The organism is Meiothermus sp. (assembly GCF_037443965.1).
In the GTDB taxonomy this organism is placed as follows: Bacteria; Deinococcota; Deinococci; order Deinococcales; family Thermaceae; genus Meiothermus.
In genome coordinates, this window is record NZ_JBBINI010000006.1 from 119396 (window position 1) to 141339 (window position 21944).

General features: G+C 63.7%; 31 protein-coding genes. 23 read left to right on the forward strand and 8 right to left on the reverse strand.

What is annotated here, in order from left to right; all coding sequences use genetic code 11:
* The first annotated feature begins 29 nt into the window (after positions 1-29).
* The 10 genes from WKI89_RS05365 (at position 30) to WKI89_RS05410 (ending at position 4479) form a co-directional block, all read left to right on the forward strand.
* Complete coding sequence (locus WKI89_RS05365; protein ID WP_119358750.1) at positions 30-1202, forward strand: hypothetical protein; 1173 nt, start codon at positions 30-32, stop codon at positions 1200-1202.
* A gap of 66 nt (positions 1203-1268) precedes the next feature.
* Positions 1269-1703 (forward strand): hypothetical protein, encoded by a 435-nt coding sequence (locus tag WKI89_RS05370; RefSeq protein WP_119358751.1) that lies wholly within the window; start codon positions 1269-1271, stop codon positions 1701-1703.
* A gap of 76 nt (positions 1704-1779) precedes the next feature.
* Positions 1780-2580 (forward strand): ArdC family protein, encoded by an 801-nt coding sequence (locus tag WKI89_RS05375; protein ID WP_119358752.1) that lies wholly within the window; start codon positions 1780-1782, stop codon positions 2578-2580.
* A gap of 69 nt (positions 2581-2649) precedes the next feature.
* Positions 2650-2868, forward strand: a complete 219-nt coding sequence (locus WKI89_RS05380) for a hypothetical protein (protein WP_119358753.1) — start codon at positions 2650-2652, stop codon at positions 2866-2868.
* 2 nt (positions 2869-2870) lie between these two features.
* Positions 2871-3029 carry a hypothetical protein gene (locus WKI89_RS05385; protein ID WP_337868155.1) on the forward strand — a complete coding sequence of 53 codons (159 nt, stop codon included), beginning with the start codon at positions 2871-2873 and terminating at the stop codon, positions 3027-3029.
* A gap of 12 nt (positions 3030-3041) precedes the next feature.
* A complete protein-coding gene (locus WKI89_RS05390) occupies positions 3042-3185 on the forward strand; it encodes a hypothetical protein (RefSeq protein WP_337868156.1) in 144 nt (47 codons plus the stop codon).
* Positions 3182-3586 carry a hypothetical protein gene (locus WKI89_RS05395; protein WP_119358754.1) on the forward strand — a complete coding sequence of 135 codons (405 nt, stop codon included), beginning with the start codon at positions 3182-3184 and terminating at the stop codon, positions 3584-3586. Before WKI89_RS05390 ends, WKI89_RS05395 begins: the two co-directional genes overlap by 4 nt.
* A gap of 61 nt (positions 3587-3647) precedes the next feature.
* A complete protein-coding gene (locus tag WKI89_RS05400) occupies positions 3648-3791 on the forward strand; it encodes a hypothetical protein (protein ID WP_277189114.1) in 144 nt (47 codons plus the stop codon).
* Between the two features lie 67 nt (positions 3792-3858).
* Complete coding sequence (locus tag WKI89_RS05405; protein WP_119358755.1) at positions 3859-4038, forward strand: peptidylprolyl isomerase; 180 nt, start codon at positions 3859-3861, stop codon at positions 4036-4038.
* A gap of 45 nt (positions 4039-4083) precedes the next feature.
* Positions 4084-4479: a DUF6788 family protein gene (locus WKI89_RS05410; protein ID WP_119358756.1), complete on the forward strand. Its 396-nt coding sequence runs from the start codon at positions 4084-4086 to the stop codon at positions 4477-4479.
* 177 nt (positions 4480-4656) lie between these two features.
* Here the strand turns inward: WKI89_RS05410 and WKI89_RS05415 are convergent, their stop codons facing one another.
* Positions 4657-5049, reverse strand: a complete 393-nt coding sequence (locus tag WKI89_RS05415) for a hypothetical protein (protein WP_119358757.1) — start codon at positions 5047-5049, stop codon at positions 4657-4659.
* A 239-nt stretch (positions 5050-5288) separates the two neighbouring features.
* Here WKI89_RS05415 and WKI89_RS05420 point away from each other — a divergent pair, with 239 nt between their 5' ends.
* The 13 genes from WKI89_RS05420 to WKI89_RS05480 all read left to right on the forward strand — a co-directional run bounded on the left by WKI89_RS05420 (position 5289) and on the right by WKI89_RS05480 (position 11263).
* On the forward strand, positions 5289-5651 hold the full coding sequence (locus WKI89_RS05420) for a hypothetical protein (RefSeq protein ID WP_119358758.1): 363 nt from the start codon (positions 5289-5291) through the stop codon (positions 5649-5651).
* Positions 5652-5764: 113 nt separating this feature from the next.
* Complete coding sequence (locus tag WKI89_RS05425) at positions 5765-6043, forward strand: hypothetical protein (protein WP_337868157.1); 279 nt, start codon at positions 5765-5767, stop codon at positions 6041-6043.
* Positions 6034-6252 carry a hypothetical protein gene (locus WKI89_RS05430; RefSeq protein WP_337868158.1) on the forward strand — a complete coding sequence of 73 codons (219 nt, stop codon included), beginning with the start codon at positions 6034-6036 and terminating at the stop codon, positions 6250-6252. The genes WKI89_RS05425 and WKI89_RS05430 overlap by 10 nt, the downstream gene beginning before the upstream one ends.
* 49 nt (positions 6253-6301) lie before the next feature.
* Entirely contained in the window at positions 6302-6487 is a 186-nt protein-coding gene (locus tag WKI89_RS05435; RefSeq protein ID WP_337868159.1) for a molecular chaperone DnaJ, read from the forward strand.
* Between the two features lie 44 nt (positions 6488-6531).
* Positions 6532-7539: a DNA polymerase III subunit beta gene (locus tag WKI89_RS05440; RefSeq protein ID WP_337868160.1), complete on the forward strand. Its 1008-nt coding sequence runs from the start codon at positions 6532-6534 to the stop codon at positions 7537-7539.
* 57 nt (positions 7540-7596) lie between these two features.
* Complete coding sequence (locus WKI89_RS05445; RefSeq protein WP_337868161.1) at positions 7597-7827, forward strand: hypothetical protein; 231 nt, start codon at positions 7597-7599, stop codon at positions 7825-7827.
* 250 nt (positions 7828-8077) lie between these two features.
* Entirely contained in the window at positions 8078-8482 is a 405-nt protein-coding gene (locus WKI89_RS05450) for a hypothetical protein (RefSeq protein ID WP_245958775.1), read from the forward strand.
* Positions 8455-9210: an ATP-binding protein gene (locus tag WKI89_RS05455; RefSeq protein ID WP_337868162.1), complete on the forward strand. Its 756-nt coding sequence runs from the start codon at positions 8455-8457 to the stop codon at positions 9208-9210. The genes WKI89_RS05450 and WKI89_RS05455 overlap by 28 nt, the downstream gene beginning before the upstream one ends.
* A 107-nt stretch (positions 9211-9317) precedes the next feature.
* Entirely contained in the window at positions 9318-9686 is a 369-nt protein-coding gene (locus tag WKI89_RS05460) for a hypothetical protein (protein ID WP_337868163.1), read from the forward strand.
* A 47-nt stretch (positions 9687-9733) separates the two neighbouring features.
* Positions 9734-10012, forward strand: coding sequence for an SWIM zinc finger family protein (locus tag WKI89_RS05465; RefSeq protein WP_337868164.1), 279 nt, complete (start codon positions 9734-9736; stop codon positions 10010-10012).
* 13 nt (positions 10013-10025) lie between these two features.
* A complete protein-coding gene (locus tag WKI89_RS05470; protein ID WP_337868165.1) occupies positions 10026-10337 on the forward strand; it encodes a DUF433 domain-containing protein in 312 nt (103 codons plus the stop codon).
* Entirely contained in the window at positions 10334-10681 is a 348-nt protein-coding gene (locus WKI89_RS05475; RefSeq protein WP_024049864.1) for a DUF5615 family PIN-like protein, read from the forward strand. Before WKI89_RS05470 ends, WKI89_RS05475 begins: the two co-directional genes overlap by 4 nt.
* A 66-nt stretch (positions 10682-10747) precedes the next feature.
* Positions 10748-11263: a Rad52/Rad22 family DNA repair protein gene (locus WKI89_RS05480; RefSeq protein ID WP_337868166.1), complete on the forward strand. Its 516-nt coding sequence runs from the start codon at positions 10748-10750 to the stop codon at positions 11261-11263.
* Here WKI89_RS05480 and WKI89_RS05485 read toward each other — a convergent pair whose 3' ends face one another.
* The 7 genes from WKI89_RS05485 to WKI89_RS05515 form a co-directional block, all read right to left on the reverse strand.
* Positions 11264-13324, reverse strand: coding sequence for a 3'-5' exonuclease (locus tag WKI89_RS05485; protein ID WP_337868167.1), 2061 nt, complete (start codon positions 13322-13324; stop codon positions 11264-11266). It lies immediately after the preceding gene.
* The gene (locus WKI89_RS05490; protein WP_337868168.1) at positions 13321-14127 is read right to left on the reverse strand and encodes a hypothetical protein; all 807 of its coding nucleotides are present in this window, start codon (positions 14125-14127) and stop codon (positions 13321-13323) included. The genes WKI89_RS05485 and WKI89_RS05490 overlap by 4 nt, the downstream gene beginning before the upstream one ends.
* Before the next feature lie 3 nt (positions 14128-14130).
* Positions 14131-14586 carry a hypothetical protein gene (locus WKI89_RS05495; RefSeq protein ID WP_337868169.1) on the reverse strand — a complete coding sequence of 152 codons (456 nt, stop codon included), beginning with the start codon at positions 14584-14586 and terminating at the stop codon, positions 14131-14133.
* A 135-nt stretch (positions 14587-14721) separates the two neighbouring features.
* Entirely contained in the window at positions 14722-15531 is an 810-nt protein-coding gene (locus tag WKI89_RS05500; RefSeq protein ID WP_337868170.1) for a TIGR04255 family protein, read from the reverse strand.
* A 72-nt stretch (positions 15532-15603) separates the two neighbouring features.
* Complete coding sequence (locus tag WKI89_RS05505; RefSeq protein ID WP_337868171.1) at positions 15604-18519, reverse strand: site-specific DNA-methyltransferase; 2916 nt, start codon at positions 18517-18519, stop codon at positions 15604-15606.
* Positions 18520-18521: 2 nt separating this feature from the next.
* Complete coding sequence (locus WKI89_RS05510; RefSeq protein ID WP_337868172.1) at positions 18522-21575, reverse strand: DEAD/DEAH box helicase family protein; 3054 nt, start codon at positions 21573-21575, stop codon at positions 18522-18524.
* 188 nt (positions 21576-21763) lie between these two features.
* On the reverse strand, positions 21764-21944 hold a 181-nt coding region (locus WKI89_RS05515; protein ID WP_337868173.1), incomplete at its 5' end, for a tyrosine-type recombinase/integrase.

The window sequence follows — 21944 nt, forward strand, 5'->3', positions numbered from 1 at the left end:
CCGTGGTATCCTGTTACCAGGAGGTAACTATGATCAGCACGGCAGTTTGGGCAAACCGTATACAGGCAGCTCTGGGGCGTGAGCCTCGGAGCGTTCAGGAGGCCCTCGAGGGTTTGAGGGTGGTTCTCAAGGAGGACGGGGTGAAGCGGGAGTTCTACCAGGCTGCGCGGGAAAATCAGCGCTTCGAGCGTTTCTCCCGTGACGACAGGGTTGCCCTCATTGTCTGGGCAGCCTTGAAGGAGGCTTTGGAGAAGACCCGACGCCTCGGCCAGAAGACCCCCTCCACGCTGGTCGTTCGTAAGGACGACTCGGTAAAGGAGGAGGTCAAAGGGGTCGTCAAGGCCATCGGCACCTGGAAAGGCCCGGACAAGGTGTACGAGGTGTTCCCGTGGGACACTAAAGTAACCTTGCGGAAGGGGGCGGAGATCAACCACCCCCAGTACGGTAAGGGCTATGTCCAGGAGGTGAGCGACCGCCACGCCCTGGTGCGCTTCAAAGCGGGCCCCAAGAAGCTCGCGTTGAAGGCCGCCAAAGGGATGCTGGTGGACAGGTACGCCCAGGCCCCCGACCGCCGGGTAGCCGACGCGAAGGGCTGGCTCGAGCGGTTCCTCTCTTCCGGGGAGGAGATTCGCAGCTTGAGCCGCCTGGAGCGGGAGGAGGAACTCGGGGGAAACCCCCACTTCTCCGAAGGCCTCATCTCGCAAGAGGTGGTGGAGCGGCTGGAACGCGCAGGCTACCGCATAGACCCCTACAGCCTTGAGGGAGTAGATTCCCTGGTGGACTCCCTCCCCGCCAGGGAAGAGAAGTTCAAGGAGGGTGTCCTGGGGATCACTATCCTCAGAACCCGTGACGGCAAGGCTATCGGCTTCCGCAAGCCCGGCTTGTGGGAGACGAAAGTCGCTCCTGACGCAGGGCAGGAGAGCTTTGCAGCGCTCGTCGAAGCGCAGATGGCCTACACGGCTCTGACGGAGATGCTCCAGGGAGAAGAGGGCTGGTCGGTGAGCGAGGTGCGTCCGCACCTGAGCAAGCTGGCTAAAGCCCTTCAAAAGGCAGATGCCCGGCGGCTCTTTGATCTCTTGCAAGAGGTCGCCGCCCTCCGCTTGCTCAAGGCGGAACTGCATCGCGCCGGATTTGCCCCCGTTAGAGCCGTCGCTTACCGCGACTCGAGCGGGGAAGTTGTGTACACCGCTCCGGTGTACTAAGGTAAGCGTCCTTTTTGCCTCTCAGGGAAAGTCCTTTTCTCTGAGGGGTTCCTTTTTGGAGGGAATATGAAGGTAGTCTGGCGTCGCAGGTTTCCCTGGCACGAGCAGGCCTGGTGTGATGTGGATGTGTACCGGCTGGGGTTGCACGTCCTGGTGGTTCTGCGGGATCAGAACGATCACGAGGGTACCAGCGTGACCAACGCCCTCGAGATCGTGGCCCGGCGGGTGCGCGAGCAGATACTGGCCCCCGAGGGGCTGGAGGGCCTCGAGGTGCACTGGGTGGAGTGGAGCCGCACCGACGGGGTAGCCAGCGTAGTCTCGTTCGCGGATGAGGAGTGCTTCGAGGGCCCCCAGTGGCAGTACCTCCACCCGGCAGAGTTCCAGAAGATCCTGGCCGCCTTCGAGGCCCCGGACCAGCTCGAGGCGTGGATCCGGGAGGGGGCGCTTGACCTGAAAGGGTGGGAGGAGTCCAGAGGAGAGCCCCGCAGCCGGGGCAACTGAGGCGTTTGTTCCGCTGTGAAGGGGCGAACCAGGGGGCGGCCAAAGCCGCCCCTTTTCTTTGAGCGAGGAGGTAGCTATGAAAGCCGACGCGCTTATGGAAAGCATCAAGGGCTGGGTGGAGCAGCTCGCCGCTGAACTCCAGGAGGGGCAGACCCAGGGGTTCCTGGCCTTCCTGGAAAAAGCGGGCCGCTTCCACCGCTACAGCGCGAGAAACGTCCTGCTCATCCACCAGCAGCGCCCGGAGGCCACCCTGGTGGCGGGAATGAAGCGCTGGAACGAACTGGGGCGGCGCGTGAGGAAGGGCGAGCGGGGCATCGCCATCCTCGCGCCGAGCCTGAAGCGGGTGGAGGTGGTGGACGAGGAAACCCAGGAGGTGCGGGAAGAGCGGAAGCTAGTGGGCTTCCACACCACCTACGTCTTCGACATCGCGCAAACCGAAGGCGAGCCGCTAAAGCCCCAGACAGAGGAGATCCCCCAGGGGCCCGCGCTGTACGCCCGGCTCAAGGTGGTCTGCCCGGTGGGGGTGCAGGAGGGATTGCTCCCCGGCGGGGCGCTGGGCAAGACCAACGGGAAGCGGATCGTGCTGGCGGCGGATCAGGGCTACACCAGCAAGGCCGAAACACTCCTGCACGAGTGGGCCCACACCCTGCTGCACTTTGGGGGAATGAACCTGCCCCGGGAGGTGGAAGAACTCGAGGCCGAGGCGGTGGCCTACGCCGTGGGGCGGGAGCTCGGGCTGCCGATGAGCACCAGCCGGGACTACATCCTGCACTGGCGAGGAACAGTTGAGGCGCTCGAGGCCTCCCTCGAGCGCCTCCAGGAGGTTGCTCGTCAGATTCTCTCTGCTATAAAGAGCAGACTAGAAGCAGCCGCCTAAAACCAGAACCAGGGGGCCTCCCGCCGCCGGAGGCGGCGGTGCCCCCTTCCTTCTTCTGAGGAGATAGTTATGAAAGAGATCGTTCTGTTGCTGTTGACCCGAAAAGGTCTAGCCCGCTGCAAAGTTGTGCTTGCGGAGGGGAAGACCATTATCCTGTCCACTCCAGCAGGCAGGGTGGGGTTCCCCCGCTGGGCGCTCATCCCGGAAGGGGCCCATTACCGGGTCTCGTGCCGCTATGAGATCGATCCCCAACAGGAAAGCCGCCTTGAGTCGGCTCTAGGACTATAAGCATGATGCCGACATTGAGCCTCGAGCGGTGGGCCCGGTTGGAGGGCCGGGTCTGCTGGGCCGAGGTGAGCGGGGTGATTCATAGAGGTCTGCGGAGCATTACCGGCAGGAAGCCCTCACCACTGAGCGGGAGTGCCGGGCCCTGGTGCAGATGGGGCTGATCAGGGAGCCCGGTGAGCCCAGCCTCGAGGATCGCCCAGGGTCACCCCGACAATGGGTCGGTGCAGGCGGCCCGGCGGGTGCTGGAAAAGCGCAGCCAAAGGATGAACCAGGGGGCGGTACCGCCCCCTTCCTTGTTTGTAAAGGAGGACATATGAACTGGGTAGCTTCAGCAACGGTACTGATAGGCAAAAGAGGGCTTGAACTGCTTAAGCAGCGGTCGGAGGCCCTGAACAAACTGGTGGGCTGGGAAGCCCAGGGTGAGGTGGTGCCCGGTGGCTACGTGCGGCTGCACCTGCCGGGCTGCCCGGAGGGGTCTGTGTGGTGGATCGCAGAGCTGCTCGAGGCCTTCGTGATGGAAGTGGGGCCGGACTCGGGCGGGCCCGGAGTGGGAGGGGCCTTCCTGGATGGATGGTATACCTACGAGGTGATGCCGTTCAACTTCACGCGGCTGGCCGAGGTCTATGACCGCTGGAAGGCCCAGCACCCGGCTTTCGACGACCCGGAAGAGGGCCTCGAGGCGGTAGAGGCGATTCTCGAGCAAGCCCAGCGGGACTAAACAGGCGGAGAACCAGGGGGCGGCTTCTGCCGCCCCTTTTTGCATGGGCGAGGTGATTGCAATGGGCAAACACAAGGCTTTGAAGCATCTAGCGCGGGGCCATGAGTTGGGCATGGGGCGCAGCACCCAAACCCACGGCGATAAGCGGCAGAAGCGTTTACGCACCCGTTCGGCTCGTCTGCGGGCGGCCTTACGGGACGAGTAAGAGCCAGGGGGCGGCCTCCCGCCGCCGGAGGCGGCGGCGCCGCCCCGCTTCTTTGGATGAGGTGATTATGCAGATCGAACTCAGCGAAAAAGAAGTCAAGGCCTTGCTGGAACTCCTCAAAGAGCACCTGCACTACGGATGGATAGAGCAGGACGGTGAGTTTGAGGTGATCTCGAGCGGGCAAGTCTCGGCCACGCTCAGGGAGCTTTACCGGCGCCTCAAAGGGGGTCAGGCCAAAGCGGCCTAGCACCAGGGGGCCATCCGGCCCCTTCCTTCTTCTGAGGAGGGCTTTATGCCGATTGACTTAGAGGGCGAACGCAAGCGGGCGGTGCGGGCGCTGGACAACCTGCTGTGGCGCATCCAGGAGGCGGAGCGCGACCTCGAGCGGGCCCAGGCGCGGGTGGAAGGCCTCTTCCCCATGCGAGTAGTGTGGAAGAAGAAAACCTGTGGGAAGAACGGTTGCCGCTGCACTCGAGGGGCGCTACACGGGCCGTACCCGTACCTGATCGAGCACCGCGATGGAAAGAAGGTGGAGCACTACCTGGGCAAGGGGTGGAGCCCACCCGAGGGGATGATCGCCCCTGAGCGCTACCACGCCCTGATGCGGGAGTTCAGGGAAAAGCGGGAGCGGGCGGAGCGGCTGATGGATCGGCTGTATCGGGTGGTGGAGATGATGCGGGGCTGGTAGCTTTCTTGCCCCCTTGTGCAGTATCCAGGTGTGTCGAGGGGCAAGAAACCTCCCTTCTGAAATCCGATAAGGTGAGTTATAGCAAGCATGGGTTGCCTAGAAAGCAGCGGAGCGTACCCACGCTAGCGTATCTGACCGCTGGCGTAGTTACCGCGAGGATAGAGAAGGGAGCTCTGCTCAGGGCTGCCTTACACGCTCAAAACGCTTGTCCAGTTCTTTGAAAACGAATTCGATCAGGTCAGTGTAACTACCGCTGCCGGTCACGTAAGTCACCCCTCCGGCGCTATACAGGGTGAACACGGCACGAAAGACAACCCGCCCGAATAAAAACGTGGAACCTACGTTCTGCGCGTTGTCAAGTTGATAGACGACCTCTCCAGGTCTGACAGAGAGAAGCCGCAGGACTGCCAGGTCGCGGTTATAAGGGTGATTGGGGGCGACCTCTAAAATCGCTCGCTGAACCTCGTCCTGTGCCGCCTTGTAGACAACCGGTTTACCAGCATCGGAAGGAGCAGGAGCACAAGCCGATAAGATCGCTACCAGGAAAACAATAAAAAAAGCCTTTTGCATAGTCTACCTCTACCCTGTTATCTTTCTATTATATCGGCAGCGAACGCAATAGAAAAAACCTGCCTGTTCTAACTGCCGAACACCCCACACCCCTACTGCCACACCGAGAGACAAAAACGGGGGTTCCAGGAGAACTACCCCCCTCCATAAGGGCTACCGACCCTGAACCGATCCTCATTCCGATAAAGGGCCATCCGGCCTTTTTGCTGCTGTAAGAACCTGATAGGAAAGGAGAAAACATGCTGTTGGTAAAGGTGCAAGTAGATGAGCCGCAGTACGTGCTGGTACAGCATGGTCGGGTGGTTGCAAGCTGGTTTGCCTTCACCATGTGGGGCAGCATGGTGAAGCGGCTGCTCGAGCAACTCGACTTCCGGGTGGAAGAGGTGGATGCCACAGCGATGGTAAGGTCTTTTGGTGAGTTGGGGGACGAGTACAACCCCGAGTGGGAAATCCCCGCGCTGATACAGAAAGTCCTGGAAGAGTTTGGCGTAGAAGCCCTTAGACGACCGCTCGAGCGCGACCAGGCCATGCACTTGTGGGAGAAGGCCAGGGTTCTGGGCGGGCTGTTTCTCCCTAAAAACGTACACCTAATCCCGGAATGAGAGAGTTCTGAAAAAACGTCCCACTTACCCCCTCCTGACCCTCGGGAGGGGGCGGTTTGTTGTTCAAGAAAAATGCGTACTTACCCTTCTAAGTGCGCTTTTTGGAGGTGAACATGCGTAGAATCAACGATCCCCTGGTACTCAGAGACTACCTCTCGCGGCTGTCCAGCGAGCCCATGACCCCGGCTCAGGCCCGGCTGCTGCTGGCCTCGAGGGGCGTTCGGGCTCAGCAGAAAGCGCTTGAGGCGGCTTTGCGGATGATGGCGGCCCCTGCTGTAGCGCCGGTAAAAACCCGGCGGGTGCGGCTCAAGCCGCTCGATGACTTGCCGCTGACCCCGGAGGAGCGGGCGATCATGGAGCGGTTGAGGAGGGAGCGGGACGTATGGATGTAAATCACACGCTGTTGATCGACGTGCTCATCGAGGTGCTTCAGCGACTCAAGCAAGAGTCGCCCGAGTTTCAAGAAGACGCGCTCTGGAAGATCGGGGACTACATCGCCCAGGCCATCGAGGAAGGGCAGAGGCTCGAGGCGGATCGCCTGCTCGAGGAGCTGTGGGAGTTTCACCAGGCCGTCCAGGCTATGGCCGAGACGGAGGGATGAACCAGGGGGCGGCCTCTGCCGCCCCGCCTTGTTGGATGAGGTGATTGAAATGCGTGAGGAAATTTGTACCGAGTGCCAGGGAACTGGTTACGTCATGGTGGCCGCGCCGGACTACTACAGCGCGAGCTACGGTTACTACCTGCAAGACGAGCAGCCCGTGCCCTGCCGGACGTGTGGCGGCACGGGGTATGTGGAGGTGTGGGAGGTGGAAGCGGGTTTTGAGGAGGCGGCGTAGACCAGGGGGCGGCACCGCCCCCTTTCCTTTTCCGTGGAGGACATATGGAAAAGCTGCTGAAGAACGCTCTGGCCCTATTCGACAGGCGCTCGACCCTGATGGTGCAGACCCGCAACGGACTGGCCCTGATGGGCAAACGGGAGTTAGACAGGGGTCGCCTGCTCTACGCCCGCTGGAAGGCCGGAGAGGCCCAGGGGCCGGTGGTGGAGGTGGACACTTCGCTTTTCAAAGAGGCTATCAAACGCGATGCCCAGGTTTCCCTGAATGGCAAGGTCTGGGTGGGCGAGGTGGGCCTGGAATACCACGAAACCACCTTCGAGATGCCCCGTATAGAGCCGCAGGTGTGGGTCAACCGTAAGGAGTTGATCGCAAGCCTCGAGGCGGTCTACGAAGCCACCAGCACCGACCCCACGCGGGCCGTCTTTCAAGGGGCCCAGTTCGAGTTCAGCCCCACCCGCCTGAAGCTGGTAGCGAGCGACGGCTACGTGCTGGCCGAGCGCACCATCCCAGCGCGGGGGGTCTTAGAGGGCAGGGCGGTGATCCACCGCGAGGGGCTGGCATTGATGATGAAGGCTTTGAAGGGGGTGGAGGAGTTCGAGGTGGGCCTGGGCTTGAAGGAGGGCGAGCTGGGACTCAAAGCAGGGGGGCTCGAGATGAGCTTCACCCGCATAGAGGGCGAGTACCCCGATTACGAGCGGGTGATTCCCAAGCCCGAGGAGTGGCAGAGCACCATCGAGGTCTACGTACCGGCCCTGGTAGAGGCGCTGGAGGCGCTGCGCCCGCTGTTTTCGCGTTCAAGCAACCAGCGGGTGGACGTGCAAGCGGAAGAAGGGGTGATCCACCTCGAGGTGGACAACGAGCACGGCCAGGCGCACCGAAGGGTACCCTGTGTGGTACAGGGGGTGATGAGCTTCGCCATCAACGGGCAGTTGTTCCTCGTGCGCATCCAGCCCGTGAAGGGAACCGGAAAGCTACACTTCGTTGACCCTAAAAAGCCCGTGCTCATCGAGGGTGGAAGCTACCGGGGGGTCGTCGTGCCCCTGCGGGTCTAGCACCAGGGGGCACCGCTGAAGGCGGCGGTGCCCCGCTGCTTCTTCTGAGGAGGTGCCATGAAAGTTAAGCGTTTTTTGAAGAAGATCGGCCCATTCGAGATCTCCTACCTGCCGGAAGCCCCCGACCACGGCTGGCCTGAGCTGGCGGTGATCATCGGCAAGCGGGTGATACCGGTCGCGGTGGGCAGCGAGGCCACCGCGCTGTGGCATTTCCCGAAAACCGAGGAGGGTTTTCGGGCGCTGGTGGAGGAGCGCAATGCCTCGGAGGAAAAGCTGGTATCGGCTTGAGGCCCATCGGTTGCGGGAGGTGCTGGAAAAGCTCTCCCTCAAGGACGGACTCCTGTTGTGGGAGGCCCTGGGGGAAGACCCTGGGGCCTTTCCTTTAGGGAACCCCGAGGCCCGGCGGCAGGCGATGCACCGGATAAAGCGTGACAGAGTGTCACAGGGAATCGCAGGAAACCCCGTGACAAAATGTCACACGCCTTTGCGTGCTGGAGAGAGAAAACCCCTTGCGAAAAGAGAGAAACCACGTGACAAAGTGTCACAGGAAAACAAGCGAAACAAAGCAGGCTCTCGCTACCCCGACCCTGCCGGGTCGCTGGCCCAGGAGCTAGGGGGCTGGCGGGCGGGGCTTTTGTACCGGGCCCGCAAGGAGCAGAACGCGCTGATCCAGCGGTTAGCCCAGCAGCACAAGGAGAGCCTGCTGGAGCTGCTGAACCTGGTGGAGTCCCTGCCACTAGCCAAGCGCGTCCCCACCACCCTGGCCTGGTTGGAGGAGTTCGCCAGCGAGATCGAGCGGTTAGGGGACGAGGCCGTGCGGCAGGTGCTGCTCGAGGTGAGGAAGAAGGCCCCCGACCAGCCGCTCTTGTACGCCCGGCGGGTGCTGGCGGGGCGGGGAAAGAAGGAGGAGAAGACATGGACAGCGACCGGCGAGCAGTTCTGAACCTTGCCCCTGTGCTCGTGGCCCACGACCCCAGCCTACCCCCCTGCCCTTTGTGCGGCGCGGCGGCCCTGGCCGGGTACACCTTCGAGCGGCCCAGCCAGATCGAGCACGACTGCGACTGTGGCTACCTCGAGCCCGCCCAGTACCAGACCGCCTTGCTCGCCTCATGGCGGCTGTGGAAGGCCCCGCAGTTTTTGCGGGCTGATCTTGCGGGCTACCCCCGCTACCGGGAGTATCTGGAGCGCCCCCTGGAGGCCCACAGCGGCAACAAGGCCGCCATCGAAGCGGCCCGGCGCTACCAGGGGGGCTTGCTGTACCTCTACGGCCCGCCGGGGGTGGGCAAAACCCATCTGGCCCTCAGAATCGCGGCCCGGCTGGTGGCCGAAGGACGGTTCGTGCGTTTCAGGAGCGAACTCGACTTCCTGGCCGAGGAGCGGCTGGCAGCGGCGGGAGAGGGAACCTTGCCCCAGTATGAGCGCCTGGTGCTCGACGACGGGGGCAAGACAAGGCTCACCCCCTTCACCTTAGAACGCCTCTACGCCCTGGTGGAGCGCTCGAGCGCGGGCGGGTGCGACATCATCATCACCTCCAACCTGTCCCCTGAAGCCTACGCCGCCCGGTTAGGCGAGGTGGGTGAGGCGGTGCTCTCGCGCATCCAGGGCGGGGTGGTGGTGGAAGTGCAGGGGCCGGACAGAAGGGCCAGGGGGCCAGAGGGCCCCACTGGGTAGGGCATGAATCCACAAGAGGTGGTCGCGCTGACAGCGGGCGGGGTTTTCATCATCTTTGGCGGCTTCGCCCTGCTGGTGGCGTTAGTGGAGGAGGTGCTTTTTCGCCTATGGAAGAAAAGATGAGCATCCTGCAAAAAGCCCAGGTCCGGGTCAGCCCTGAGGCGGCCCGCCTGCTGGAAGAGCGGGTCACGCGGGGCCTCGAGACCTACGGCATGACCCTCGACGAAAATCAGGCCCCTCTGGAAGAACGCCTACAGCACGCGCTGGAAGAGGATTTGGATCTGTTGCAATACCTGGAGTGGGCCAGAGAGATCGCATCGGAGGGGCTGGAGGCGCAGCTGGACGAGCTGTGTGTGTTCGCCGCTGAGATAGCCAACGCCCTGGCCCGGATAAACGCAGACGAACCGCCCGACGACCCCGGCGAGTGGGTGGAGTGGCGCGACCTCGAGGGCCCCGATCTGCCCACAGACTTCTAGGCACCAGGGGGCGGCAACGCCCCCTTTCTTCTTCCGAGGAGGAAACCATGAAAAATATCCGCGCACGGGTTGAGGGTTTTCTGAGCCGCCTCGAGCGAGCCGAGGCCATCCTGTTAGAAGGCCGGGTACACAGGGTGGAGGGGATGCCCTACACCTACGTGGTACGGGGGAGCGAAAACTACCTGGTGGATTTGGAGAAGGAGACCTGCACGTGCCCCGACCACGCCAGGGGGCACACCTGCAAGCACCTGCTGGCGGCGGTGCTGCTGGAGCGGGGGGAGAAGAAGGCAGTTCAGAGAATGAATGAAGCCGTCAAAGCCGCGTGAGTATACTGGAAACATGGTACGCGCCGAGCGGGTGCCCCTGGCCGAGAACGAGGCGGGCGACCTTTACGTGGAGGGTAGCCGGGTCTTCCTGGAAGACCTGGTAGACCTCTACCGCCAGGGATATTCCCCGGAGGAGATGGCCCTGGCCTACCCGGGCCTGGCCCTGGCCGACCTCTACGCGGTGCTGGCTTACGTCCTGCGCCACCCGGCGGAGGTGGAAGCGTACCTAAAGCGGCAGGAGGTGCGGGCCAGGGAAGCGGAAAAGAAGACCCGGGCCCACCGTTCCAACCGCCTGCGTAAGCGCCTGGAGGAACGCAGGGGATGAAGCTCCTGCTGGACGAGAACCTGGAGGCCGCCATCCTGCGCGGCCTTCTTCGTGTGCGTCCAGGCCTCGACGTGGTGCGGGTGGTGGACGTGGGCCTTGCGGGAGCGCCCGATCAGGCGGTGCTGGCCTGGGCCGCCGAGGGGAGTCGGGTGGTGGTGTCCAGGGACAGGGCCACCATGAGCCTGGAAGCGGCCCGGCGGATAGAGGCCGGGGAGCCCATGCCCGGATTGCTGCTCATCCGGCGCGGGGTAAGCGTCGGGGAAGTTCTTCGCACGTTGGAGTTGATCCTGGAGTGTGCCCATGAGGGTGAGCTCGAGGGGGTCATCGAGTACATCCCCTTCTGAGGAGGGGAAAAGAGCACCAGGGGGTGGCCGAGGCCACCCCTTCGCTTTTCTTGCAAGGAGGAAACCATGGAAGCCATTCACATCCTGACCCAACCGCTCACCGCTGAAGAGATCGAGTGGAAGATCATCGCGGCCAAGAACGGCCAGACCACCCTGGCCCCCTACATCGACGCCCGGGCGGTCATGACCCGGCTGGACCGGGCCTTCGGGGCCTTCGGCTGGAGCGTGCGCTACACCCCGGCCCAGGTGGGCAGCGAGCACGGGGTCATCGCGGCCATCGCCATCCGGAACCCCGAGACCGGGGAGTGGGTGGAGAAGCAGGACGGCTCGGGCGCTTCCGACATGGAGCCCTTCAAGGGCGGCATCTCGGGGGCTTTGAAGCGGGCCGCCACCGCCTGGGGGATCGGACGGGAACTGTACACCTACCCCAGGGTGATCGTGGAGGGGGAGCACCGCTTCATCCCCTTCAAGGTGCTGGACCGGCTCAAGGGGCTGCCCAGGGCCGTCGCGGAGGGCAAGGCGCTGCCCGAGGTCATCCGGCTCACCGCGGAGGGGGAGAATGCGCGGAAGGGGGGAACGTGATCAGATCCTGAGATCAGCCATGAATTCAGAAACAGGATTCACGGCTGAAACCAACAAATAGTCTCTGGCCCGCGTGCAGGCCACATATAAGAGGTGCCGCTCGGTGTTGTACACCTCCTCCAGGTCTGCCTCGTCCCCGACCTCGCTGAGGCGTTCCTGGGAGGGGATCACTTCATCGTCGCAAGCCATGACCGACACGGCGCGGAACTCGAGCCCCTTCGCCAGGTGCATGGTGCCAATCGAGACTTGGCCCTCACCGGGCCTCGCCCCGTCGTCCAGGACGATGTACGCGAGCCCGGCATCCTCCACCGCGCGCTTAGCCCTCGGCAGCTCGTGGGCGGAGCGCACGAAAACACCGAACTCCCCCGGCTTCAACCCGTAGCCCGCGAGCTTGCGAAACCAATCGCTGACCGCACGAATCTCCTCGGCCTCGTTGTCGAAGCTCCTGAGCTCGGGGGCAGGGCCGTCAAAGACCGAGATCGTGCCCGAGCGTCGCTCGAGGTTCCCGTCAGCGTCGCTCAGCTCACCGTCCAGCAGCCGATCTGCCTGTGTGCGGATCTGGTGTGAGGTGCGGTAGTTGACCCGCAGGGTCTTGGAGCGCCCCCGTATGTCCACGCCCAGCGCTTTCCAGGAGAAAGGCTGTTGGAAGATGCGCTGACCGAGATCCCCGCAGAAGAACAGCCCGTCGCCTCGTTTTCCGGCCAACACCCCGAGGAGCTTGAGGTTCATCGGGGCTAGGTCCTGAGCCTCGTCCACCACGATGAAATCGAACGGTGGCGGGTTTGAGGAGAAGTGCGAAGCGAGCCGCACGCACACCCCGGCCAGGGTCATCAGCCCCCGTTGCGAAAGTTCTTGCTTCGCAGCACTCAGGATGTCCCACAGCATCCTGCGCTGGGCTTCGGGGAGACGGGTCTTGCGCCCTAGGCGTGGGGCCTTGCGGTACTCCTCCCAGGTCTCGACCTGCCAGGCGTCCACCACCTGCTCCCACTCGGCCCGTAGAAACTGGAGGGTGAAGCGGTGGCCGGTTACCCCGGCCGCGGCCAGTTGGAGCGCCTGCCGAACGTCCTCCTCTCCTGCCAGGCGCAATTCACCGACTTGTGTGCGGTAGAGCCGACAGGCTACGTCCTCGAGGGGCTTCACCTCGATCTGCTCGGCCAGCTGGGGCTCGTTGTTCACCAGCCGCCTGAGTTTTGCCTCGAGGTCGGCCACCAGCATGGGCGAGAAGGTGGTCAGCAGCACCCGAGCACCGGGGTTGTTGCGGGCCAGGTAGGCGGCACGGTGCAAGGCCACCACGGTCTTGCCCGTGCCTGCTGAGCCCGACACCCGCACCGGGCCGTTGTAGCTGCGCTCGACCATCTGGCGCTGGTCGGGGTGGAGGAAGATGGCCCAGCGTTCCCAGGGGAACTCGAGGGCCCGCTGCAGCTCCTCCAGGCTGCCCACGAGCCGGAAGCGGCGCTGGGCGTCGGGGTGATCGAAGGGGCTGGCAGGTTTGACGGGCGCCTGGGCGACCTGGGGTTTGCCCCCCACCGCGATCTCGAGCAGGGCCTCGGCCGCCTCGCCGGGGAGGTGGTTCACCAGGGCCAGCAGGCGGTCCTCGTCGGCCTGCCGCACGTCGGTGATCCACTCCTGGGGCACCCCGTAGCCAAGCAGCTCGTCGTCGGAGAGGCTGGCAAAAAGCAGAGGTTTGGACTGAGCTGGGGCTCTGTAGAGGGGAGCGGCGATCTCCTCCACCCGCTCACGGATCTCCACCAGCTGGGCCGCGCCGGTCTTGGGGTGGGTCTCCAGCCGCCGCCGCTCGGCCCAGGCGTAGGCGTCGTCGTGGTGGCCCACATAGCACAGCAACAGGCTGCTCTCGCTGCGGTGAACGATGATGCGAAGGTCGCGGTTCACCCGCACCGACCAGAAATTCTTGTCCTTGGCCCGGTCAAGCCTGTGGAAGCTGAGCCCGGGGCTGGCCGGGTTCATTTGCAGGTCGAAGGCGGTGGTCTTCACCGCTTTCTGCTCCTCGCCCGTCAGGCGGGCCAGGCTGGCCGTGAAGGTGTCGGCGATCAGGAAGTTCATAACTCCCCCAGCATTTCCCCAGGTGGGTCTGACCGCAGGCTCATATGGTCCTTCTCCCACTTCTTGAGCTTCTTGAAAGCGCTCAGCGTGATTTCGCTCTCCGACACGGGTACGCAGTCTTTGAGCACGATCTTGGCCCCGCCGCCCGCGACCTCATCGCCCAGGCTCTCGAAAAGGGCGTTGATGCTGTTTGCGACCGCTTGGACCTCCTCGTAGCGGTTCTCGTCCCGGTACAGCAGCACGACGGAGAGATGAAACTCCGCGCCCGATCTCTCTTCGACGTCGAAGAGCACGGCCGTGACCGCCTCTCCTCCGGGTTTGTCGAGCTTGTTTTCCAGCTTCTTCCCCAGCTTGGAGAGGCGTAGAACGTCGTTGAAGGCATCGGGGAAAGCGGAGCGGCGGTAGCGGCTGGCCAGCCACCGCGAGAAGGCTTCACGCTCGGCCCTCGTCAGGCCATACGCCTGCGGTTCATAGCGGCAGAGGTCTCGCTTCGCCACCGTCCGCCTTTGGTTGATGTTGAACTCGAGCAGCAGCGTATCCCCATTCGGATGGGTGTATGCGAGGTGAATCCGGCGCGGGCTCTTGCCCCAGCGGAGGTTGCCCGACTTGCCGGGGTCGCCAACCTGACCCAGGATCACCTCCACATTCGGCTCTTCCTCCAGGTCGTCGTTGGCCAGGTCGCAGTCGTGCGAGATCACCACGGCAAAAGTGCCCTCGTCGGAAACACCCAGCAGCGACAGCGCCTCGGGGGGGAGCAAGTGCCCCTGTCTCCAGGGCGTGTCGCGCTTCCACTCCTCCGCCATCCATCACTCTCCGGGGTAACGGGGCGGCAACTCGTCGGCGATGGAGCCCTGGGGCTCGGGCCGGGTCTTCAGGCGCTTCTCGAGCCACTCGCGCTGCCTCTTCCCCCGCTCGGCCACCTCGATCAGCTTCTCTACCGCGTCCAGGGGGTCTTGGCCCAGGGCCTGGATGAACTCGAGCTCACCCCCGATCAGGCGGTGCTTGGTGGTGTAGTCCGACTTCAAGCCCGCTTCCTTGAAGCGCCGGGCCGCCCTGTACAGCGCGTCCAGCCTGCGGTGGTTCTCCTCGCTGAGGCTCTTGCCTCCTTTCCAGTCGTAGACGGCCTGGCGGGAGACGCCCAAGAGTTCGGCCACCCGCACCACCCGCAGGTCAAAAGTGGTCTCGATGTACTCGAGCTTCTCCTTGACCGAGGCCTCGGGGGGAGCGGCCTCCTCGAGCGCTTGAGAAAGGGGACTATTCACACGCAAAACCCACGCACCGGTGTACCCCGTCGAACCACCCCATTCCTTTGGGCGCAAAAAGTGCGTGAGTGCCGCTCCTGAGGTCAACGGCATCAGATGCTTTGCTTCAAGTGCAGCTCGTGCTATTAGCATGGCTCAGGCTTCCCCCTTCCATACCTCAAACGCCCTCTCCTTGAGCGACTTTTTGAAGACTATGTCGATCAGCTCCCTCAGCCGCCTGAAGGTGTCCACGATGCTCTCGATGGTTGAAAGGTCATGAAACCTCATGCGCTCCGCGTAAAAGGCGTCGTTGTCCAGGATGGCAAGCTGACCACGGAATGCGCGAAAGCGCGGCCCGATCTCCATCCCCGCGTTGGCCAGGTCGGGCGGGAAAACCACCTGCCCTTCCTGAATCACCACTCGAGCCAGGATCGAGTCGCTGCCCCGCTTCATCAGGGTCTCGGAAAGGCTGAAGGTGGTGGTGAGATTATCGGCCAATGCCGAGAGGCCCAGTAGCTGCGTGTGCAAGTAATCGGCCACATCCTCCCCCTCCCGAGGCATCACCGCATCCAAGAAGCGCAAGCCCACCCGCTCGATAAAATCGAGCTGGACATTCGTCGTCAGTATCTCCAACGCCTTAGCAAAGGTCTCCGAGAAGGTCGCAAAAGTTTGGTAGTCCACCGTCTGTAGCGAAAGCTGGTTGGGCTCGAGGCGAAACAGCTCGGTCCGCTCAGCATTGGCGAACTCGAAGATGTCCACCGGCACACCAGGCTCATAGGTGACTTCATTGTTCTGCACCACGATCTGCATCTGCTGAAGGGTCTGTGGGCGGTAGTCGGTATAGCCCAACTGCCGGAACCCCTCCTGGATTTTGTCGATGTTATCCCGGATCGGCATCGGGATCGGGTTGAACCTGACCTGGCCGATCACGAAGTAGACCGGAGCGTTTTTCAGCTTCTCGCCCATGGGGACCCCCGGTCCTTACTTTACATTTCACTTTACACCTTCAGATGTGCGAATGCCCACCCTTGAATATGTTTACACCCGAAACACCTTCATCACCTCGTCGCCCAGGTGGTTGATGACCTTCACCGCGATCCGGCCGGACTTGGGCCACTCGAAGGGCCTCGAGGTGTCGGAGTTGAGGCTGGCCCAGGCCTCGGCGTCGATCTCGGCCCTGAGGCTGGTCTTGAGCGCGCCGTAGGGGTCGTTCTGGCCCAGGAAGTAGGCGTGGCGCACGAAGAAGCTCTCCTCGTTGTAGTCGGTGTCGATGAACCAGCAGGCGATGCCGTCGGCGTTGTCGCTCCGGATCTCGCCGCTGTTGGGGTCGTACACGTCCACCCCCTCGAGGACTACCCGCACCTTGCCCCCCTCCACCTCCTCGATCCGGACCGAGGGCTCGCCGAAGATGACGAAGAGGTTGCCCTTGCCGGTGCTCTTGAGCTCGCCGCCCATGTGCAGGTCGGCGTTCATGCGGGCCTTGAGCACCGGTACCCGGCCCAGCCTGCCGAACTCGGTGGCCTGGGCCTCGAAGTTGAAGGCGCAGGCGATCAGCACGTCGAAGCCGGCGTCGCCCGCCTCCCGCGCGGCGACCACCAAGTCGGGGCGGGAGACCGTCCCGAACTCCGGCCCCACGAAGATGGCTGCCCGCCGCTCGGTCTCGCCCTCCAGGTAGCGCCCCTCGGCGCACACGTACTCCCCGGGCCAGGGGATCAGGCTGGTGAAGCTGATGCGGTCTTCCTTTTTGGCCTGCTGCACCCCGGCGGCCTTGAGGTTCTCCAGGACCATCTGGACGAAGTCCTGCTCGCCCCCCAGGCTCTGCTGTGGGTCGATCAGCTCGTCGTTCTCGTCCACCGCCAGGGTGCGGTAGGGCGAGAGGCTCTCGACGGTGAAGGGCCCGGCCACCCGCACCTTCTTGTTGTCCACGTAGGGCTTGTCGTAGAGGTACTCGTACTCCGCCTTGGCGGCGATGCTTGCGTCAATCGCCCGCTGCCGCCCGATCCGGGCCTCCCAGAAGGCCTTGAGCGCTTCCTTAGCCCCTTCCGGCCAGTCCTGCGGGGCCTCACGGGGCACCTCCCACTCCAGCAGCTCGTACACCTTCGCCTCTTCGCCGCTAGGGAGTTTGACCAAGATTCCATCGGGTGCGTCGAAGCGCACCTCCTTGCCCTCGCGCCCACCGGTGGTCACCTTGTAGGGCCTCTTGTGCCCTCGCAAGGTCCGGTTGAGCGCGTCCAGCGCCGCCTGCACCCGGGGCTGCCACTCCTCCCAGATCACGTCGATCTCGGCGTTGTTGGCGATGCTCTCGAGCGTGATGTGCGGCACCCGCTCGTACACGAAGCCCTGCCGCACGTCACCGTAGGTGGGCTTCTCCACGTACTCCCGCCCGCTCAGCTCGGCCTCTTTGCGCTGCCCCTCCGGCGAGTCGGCCAGCAGGTAGTACGGGTACCGCGCCCCCATGATGCGGGCCCTGGCAAGGGCGAGGGCTACTCGGGAAGTGTCGATGGTGATCCAGCGCCGCCCCCACTGCTCGGCCACATAGGCCGTGGTGCCCGAGCCGCAGGTGGGGTCGAGCACCAGGTCGCCGGGACGTGTGGTCATCAAAATGCAGCGCTCTACGACAGAGAGCGCTGTCTGTACAACATAGGTCTTCTTTCCACCAAACTGATTCTGACCAAGGGTATCCGTCCAAACATCTGTCAGCTCGAAGACCGGGTAATCATCCAAATATCGAATGTAACCAAGGTTTTCACCCGAACTGGCTTCAACGCGATTAGCCTTTATCAGCCGCTCGAACCCAAGCTCATTAGTCTTCCAACGGACGCTCATAGAAGGCTTGTACTGACGGCCCAGTAGGTTTACGGGGAACCAGGACGCTGCACCTTCGCCTTTTTCCCTGCCCACACTTTGACTGGTAATGTTGTCACGGAAGTATATTCTTGAGCCTTCCTCGAGCAGTGCCGGGTCTTCCATCTCCTCATTTGTTAACCCCCGACGTGATAAGTCGGGAAGCTCAACACTTCGATAACCTGTCCCTCCTTTTTGCCCCGGTACTTTTTTGCGAAGAACTTTCGAGTATTTGACGCTACGCTTATTCCTCGAATACCACAGGAGGGAATCATAGGTTGGCCCTAAAAAGTCGCCTGTCGAGCTTGAGGTCTTGGCGAACACGATAGTACCGACACAATTGTCATCACCGAAAATCTCATCCATCACTGCCCGCACGCGGTGCACGTTCTCATCGCCGATCTGCACGAATATCGAACCCGACTCAGTCAGTAAATCGCGGGCCACGATCAGGCGGTCGCGCAGGTAGCTCAGGTAGCTGTGGATGCCGTCGCGCCAGGTGTCGCGGAAGGCCTTCACCTGCTCGGGCTCGCGGGTGATGTGCTCGGCCTTGCCGTCCTTCACGTCGCGGCTGGTGGTGCTCCACTGGAAGTTGGAGTTGAACTTGATGCCGTAGGGGGGGTCGATGTAGATGCACTGCACCTTGCCCCGCAGGCCCTCGCGCTCGGCCAGGCTGGCCATCACCAGCAGGCTGTCGCCCAGGATCATGCGGTTGGACCAGTTCTGGTCGTGCTGGTAGAACTCGGTCTTGGCCTCCTCGCTGGGCAGGCCGTTGAAATCGGCGAACAGGTCGAGCTGGTGGCCATAGCGCCCCTCCCTGGCGGCCTGGGTCTGGCGCATGAGGTCGTCGATCAGGGCCTTGGGGTGGATCTTCTCCTGGATGTAGAGCGGGGGGGCCTGCACCACCAGGTCTGGGTCGTCCAAGAGGTCCTTGCCGCGCCACACCAGCTGCGGGTCGAGGTCGGGGTTGCGGCGGGTGTAGGCCACCTGCACCGGGGTGAGGTCCTCCGGGCGCAGCAGCGAGCGGTGCTCGGCGGTGGGGATGTTCTTACGCTTCTCGCCCTTATGGCTGATGCTCTCTACGGTTTTGGAGTCGGATTTCTTGGCCATGGCTAGTGTCCCTGCGCGGCGACTTCCGTCGTTTGTTCGATGATGGAGTTGAGGTGGCCCTCGATGGCCTGGTGCAGATCGCCTTCCATGCCATAGAAGCTGCCCAGCTCGGCGAAGGCCCAGCGCCCGAAGCGGCCCGTGCGGTTCACGCCGGGTATCCAGTAGGTCTCGGCGTAGAGCTTCTTGTCCTTGGCGTCCTCGCCCCGGTAGCCCTTGACCTCCACGATCAGGTGGAGCGGGTCGGCGGGCCCGCGCCCGTCGTCCACCAGCAGGATGTAGTCGGGGATGTACCGTCGGGGAGTGGCGCCGTGGCGGTAGGGGATCTCCAGTCCCAGGTTGTGGTTCTTGACGTAGGCCAGCACGCGCGGGTGGGCCTCCGCGACGCGGCAGAGTTCGGCCTCCCAGTCGCTGTCCAGAATGGCCCAGTTCAGGTGGCACTTGCGCGGGTCGGTCTGCCAGCGCAGCGTGGTCGAGGTCTGGAAGTTGACCTGGCTGGTGGAGCCCACCGGGTTGTAGGGGTCGAGGATGACGCAGACGGGGTTGTCGCGGTGCCTGGGCGCGCTGACGATGGCCGCGGTGATGCGCTCGCAGGCCAGGTCGGCCAGCTCCTGGTAGAGCAGCTGGGCGGGGTAGGTGCCGCCCTTGCACTCGAGGTAGCCCTCCAGCCACTGCCGGGCGATGCGCTTGAGCTGCCCGAACAGGTGGAAGCGCACCTCGCCGTCGGGGTCGCGCCACTTGGTCTCCAGCAGCCGCTTGGTCAGGTGGAACAGCACCGTGGAGTCGCGGACGTTCTCGAGGTGCTCGAGGCTCAGATCCACTGCCTCGCCGATGATGCCTGCGTTGCGGGTAATGGTCGGGCCCACCAGCTCGGGCGTGAGGACGAGCTTGGAATCAGCGCTGAACTCGGCCTCGAGGCGGTCCTCCGGGAGCTCGATCCGATAGCCTTCCACGCGCGGGAAGCGGATCTCGAGGTGGTCGCGCTCGGGGCGCATGGCCTTGACCTGGATAGTTTGACGCGGCGGCTGGGGCTTGACCACCACCGGCTTGGCGGTGAAGTCGAAGGGGATGCCCAGCACATCTGCGTACTCCACGTTGAACAGCCCCTCCTCGTTGAGGTCGTAGGACTGCCGGCGCAGGGCCCGGCCCACCACCTGCTCGCACAGCAGCTGCGTCCCAAAGGCCCTAATCCCCAGGATGTGGGTCACGGTGTTGGCGTCCCAACCCTCGGTGAGCATCGAGACCGACACCACGCAGCGAATCGAAGCACCCAAGCGCCCCGGCTTGCCCACCGTGTTCATCACCTCCCGAAGCAACTCCTGGTCACTCAGGGCCTCGGCACGGCGGGGGTCGCCGGTTCGCTCGACGATCTCCCGCCGGAAGCGCTGGATCTCGTCGTCGGCCATCCGGCGGAAGTTGTCGTCGAGGGCCTCGCCAGACTCCAGCTGCTCGCTGTCGATGAGCAAGGTGTTGGGACGGGCCAGCGGCTGCCCGTTCTCATCGAAGTTGCGGAACAAGGGTAGGCGGCCCTGTACGAAGCTGCTCGTGCCGTCGGCACTCTCGCGGCGAAAGCCCGAGATGTAGTCGTAGACCAGCTTGGAGGTGGAGGTGTTGTTGCAGACCACGATGAAGCAGGGCGGCACCTCGATTCCGGCCTTCTCCCACTCGTGGAAGACCTTCTCATAGTGGCCGTAGAGGGCTTGCAGGGCGGTCTGGAGCCGAGCGGGCAGCGCCAGCGGGTCGAGGTCGCCCGCTTTGCCTCGGCCCTTCTTGGGCATGTCCTTGCGGATGTGCTCCCACAGGTTGCGGTATATGGGCATCTCGCTACCGGGGATGTTCTCGGCCACCGGTACCCGCGGCAGCTTGACGATGCCGCACTCGATGGCGTCCATCAACGAGAAGTCCGAGACGGTCCAGGGGAACAGGGTGCCCTCGGCGTACCCCGAGCCCCGCAGGAAGAAGGGGGTCGCCGAGAGGTCGTAGACCCGCGCCACCCCTAGCTTGCGTTGGACGGCCTCGAGGCCCGAGATCCACAGGCGGGCGGCCTCGTTGTTGTGCTCGGCCTCCTTCTTCTCCTCGCCGCTGAGGTCCTGGGCGGCCTCGCCCGGCTTGGCGCGGTAGCAGTGGTGGGCCTCGTCGTTGATGACCAGGATGTTCTTCAGGCCCATCAGCTCCGGCATCACCCGCTGGAGCATCTGGCCCTCGGTCTCGAGGGTGCTGATGGGCTCACCGCGCCCCTGCAACAGGGCCCGGCTGCCCTTGGCGAGCTCCATCTTCTCGCGCAGCTTGAAGGCGTGGTAGTTGGTGATGACGATCCGGGCCTTGGCGATGTCGCCCAGAAAGTCGCTGGGCACGATGCCGCGGCCCGCGTAATAACTGTCGGGGTCGTTGGGCTGGAGCACCCGCAGCCGGTCGCGGATGGTCAGCCCGGGGGTGACGATCAAGAATCCCCGGGTGAAGCGGGGACTGTTGGGGTGGCGCACGGCGTTGATGGTCTGCCAAGCAATCAGCATCGCCATCACCGTGGTTTTCCCGGCCCCCGTGGCCAGCTTGAAGGCGATCCGTAACAGGTCGGGGTTGGCCTCCCTCGAGGCGTTGCTGAGCAGCTCGAGGATCTCCTTGCCCTCTCGGTCCTGCGGCGCGACTTCGGTTAGCCAGATGGCGGTCTCGACCGCTTCGACCTGGCAGAAGAAAGGGCGCGGGTTGCCCTGCCCGGAGCGCCAGTGCTGCAGCAGCCGGGCGGTCTCGGGCGTCACCCGCCACTGGGTGGGGTCAGGGAGGTTGCGCCACTCATCCACCTTGCGCCGCACCCGGCTGACGCTGGAGGTCACGTCGTACTGCTGCTCGGCGCTGGAGAGGCCCAGCCCCTCGTCGAACACCAGCTCCTGTGCCCCCCCTCGCCGCTTCTTCGGCTTGGGGATGGGGGTGATGAACTTGGCGGGGCGGCGGAACTCGAGGACGTTTCCCGTCGGCTGGCCCGAGGGGTCAAGCTCCCAGTGCCGCCTGGGATACTCGTAGGGTGAGTTGAGGATGGGGTGCTCAAAGAAGTCTTGGCTCATGGTTTGTTTACCAAGATCTAGCGAAAAACCTAGACGTCGGATCAGTATGCTTTGGTTGGTTCATAGCCGGGTTCCATTCTACGGTTATCTGGCAAGTGGAGGCGGTTGAGTCGGGCCGAGCCCTCCTTGTGCCGCAACTGCCGACTGCCGGTGCTGCAACCTGGCAGGCGCACCTATTCGGGCACTCCCTATCCCAGCACCCGCCGATAGCTCTCCCCAACGCTCGCCAGCGAGCTCTCCGCGTAGATCTGGGTGGTCTTTGGATCCTTGTGCCCCAAAAACTTCTGGAGCTGCTCTAAGGGCATCCCCCGGTCGAGGAGGGTCTGCGCCACCGAGTGCCGCAGCAGGTGGGGATAGACCCGCTTCTCG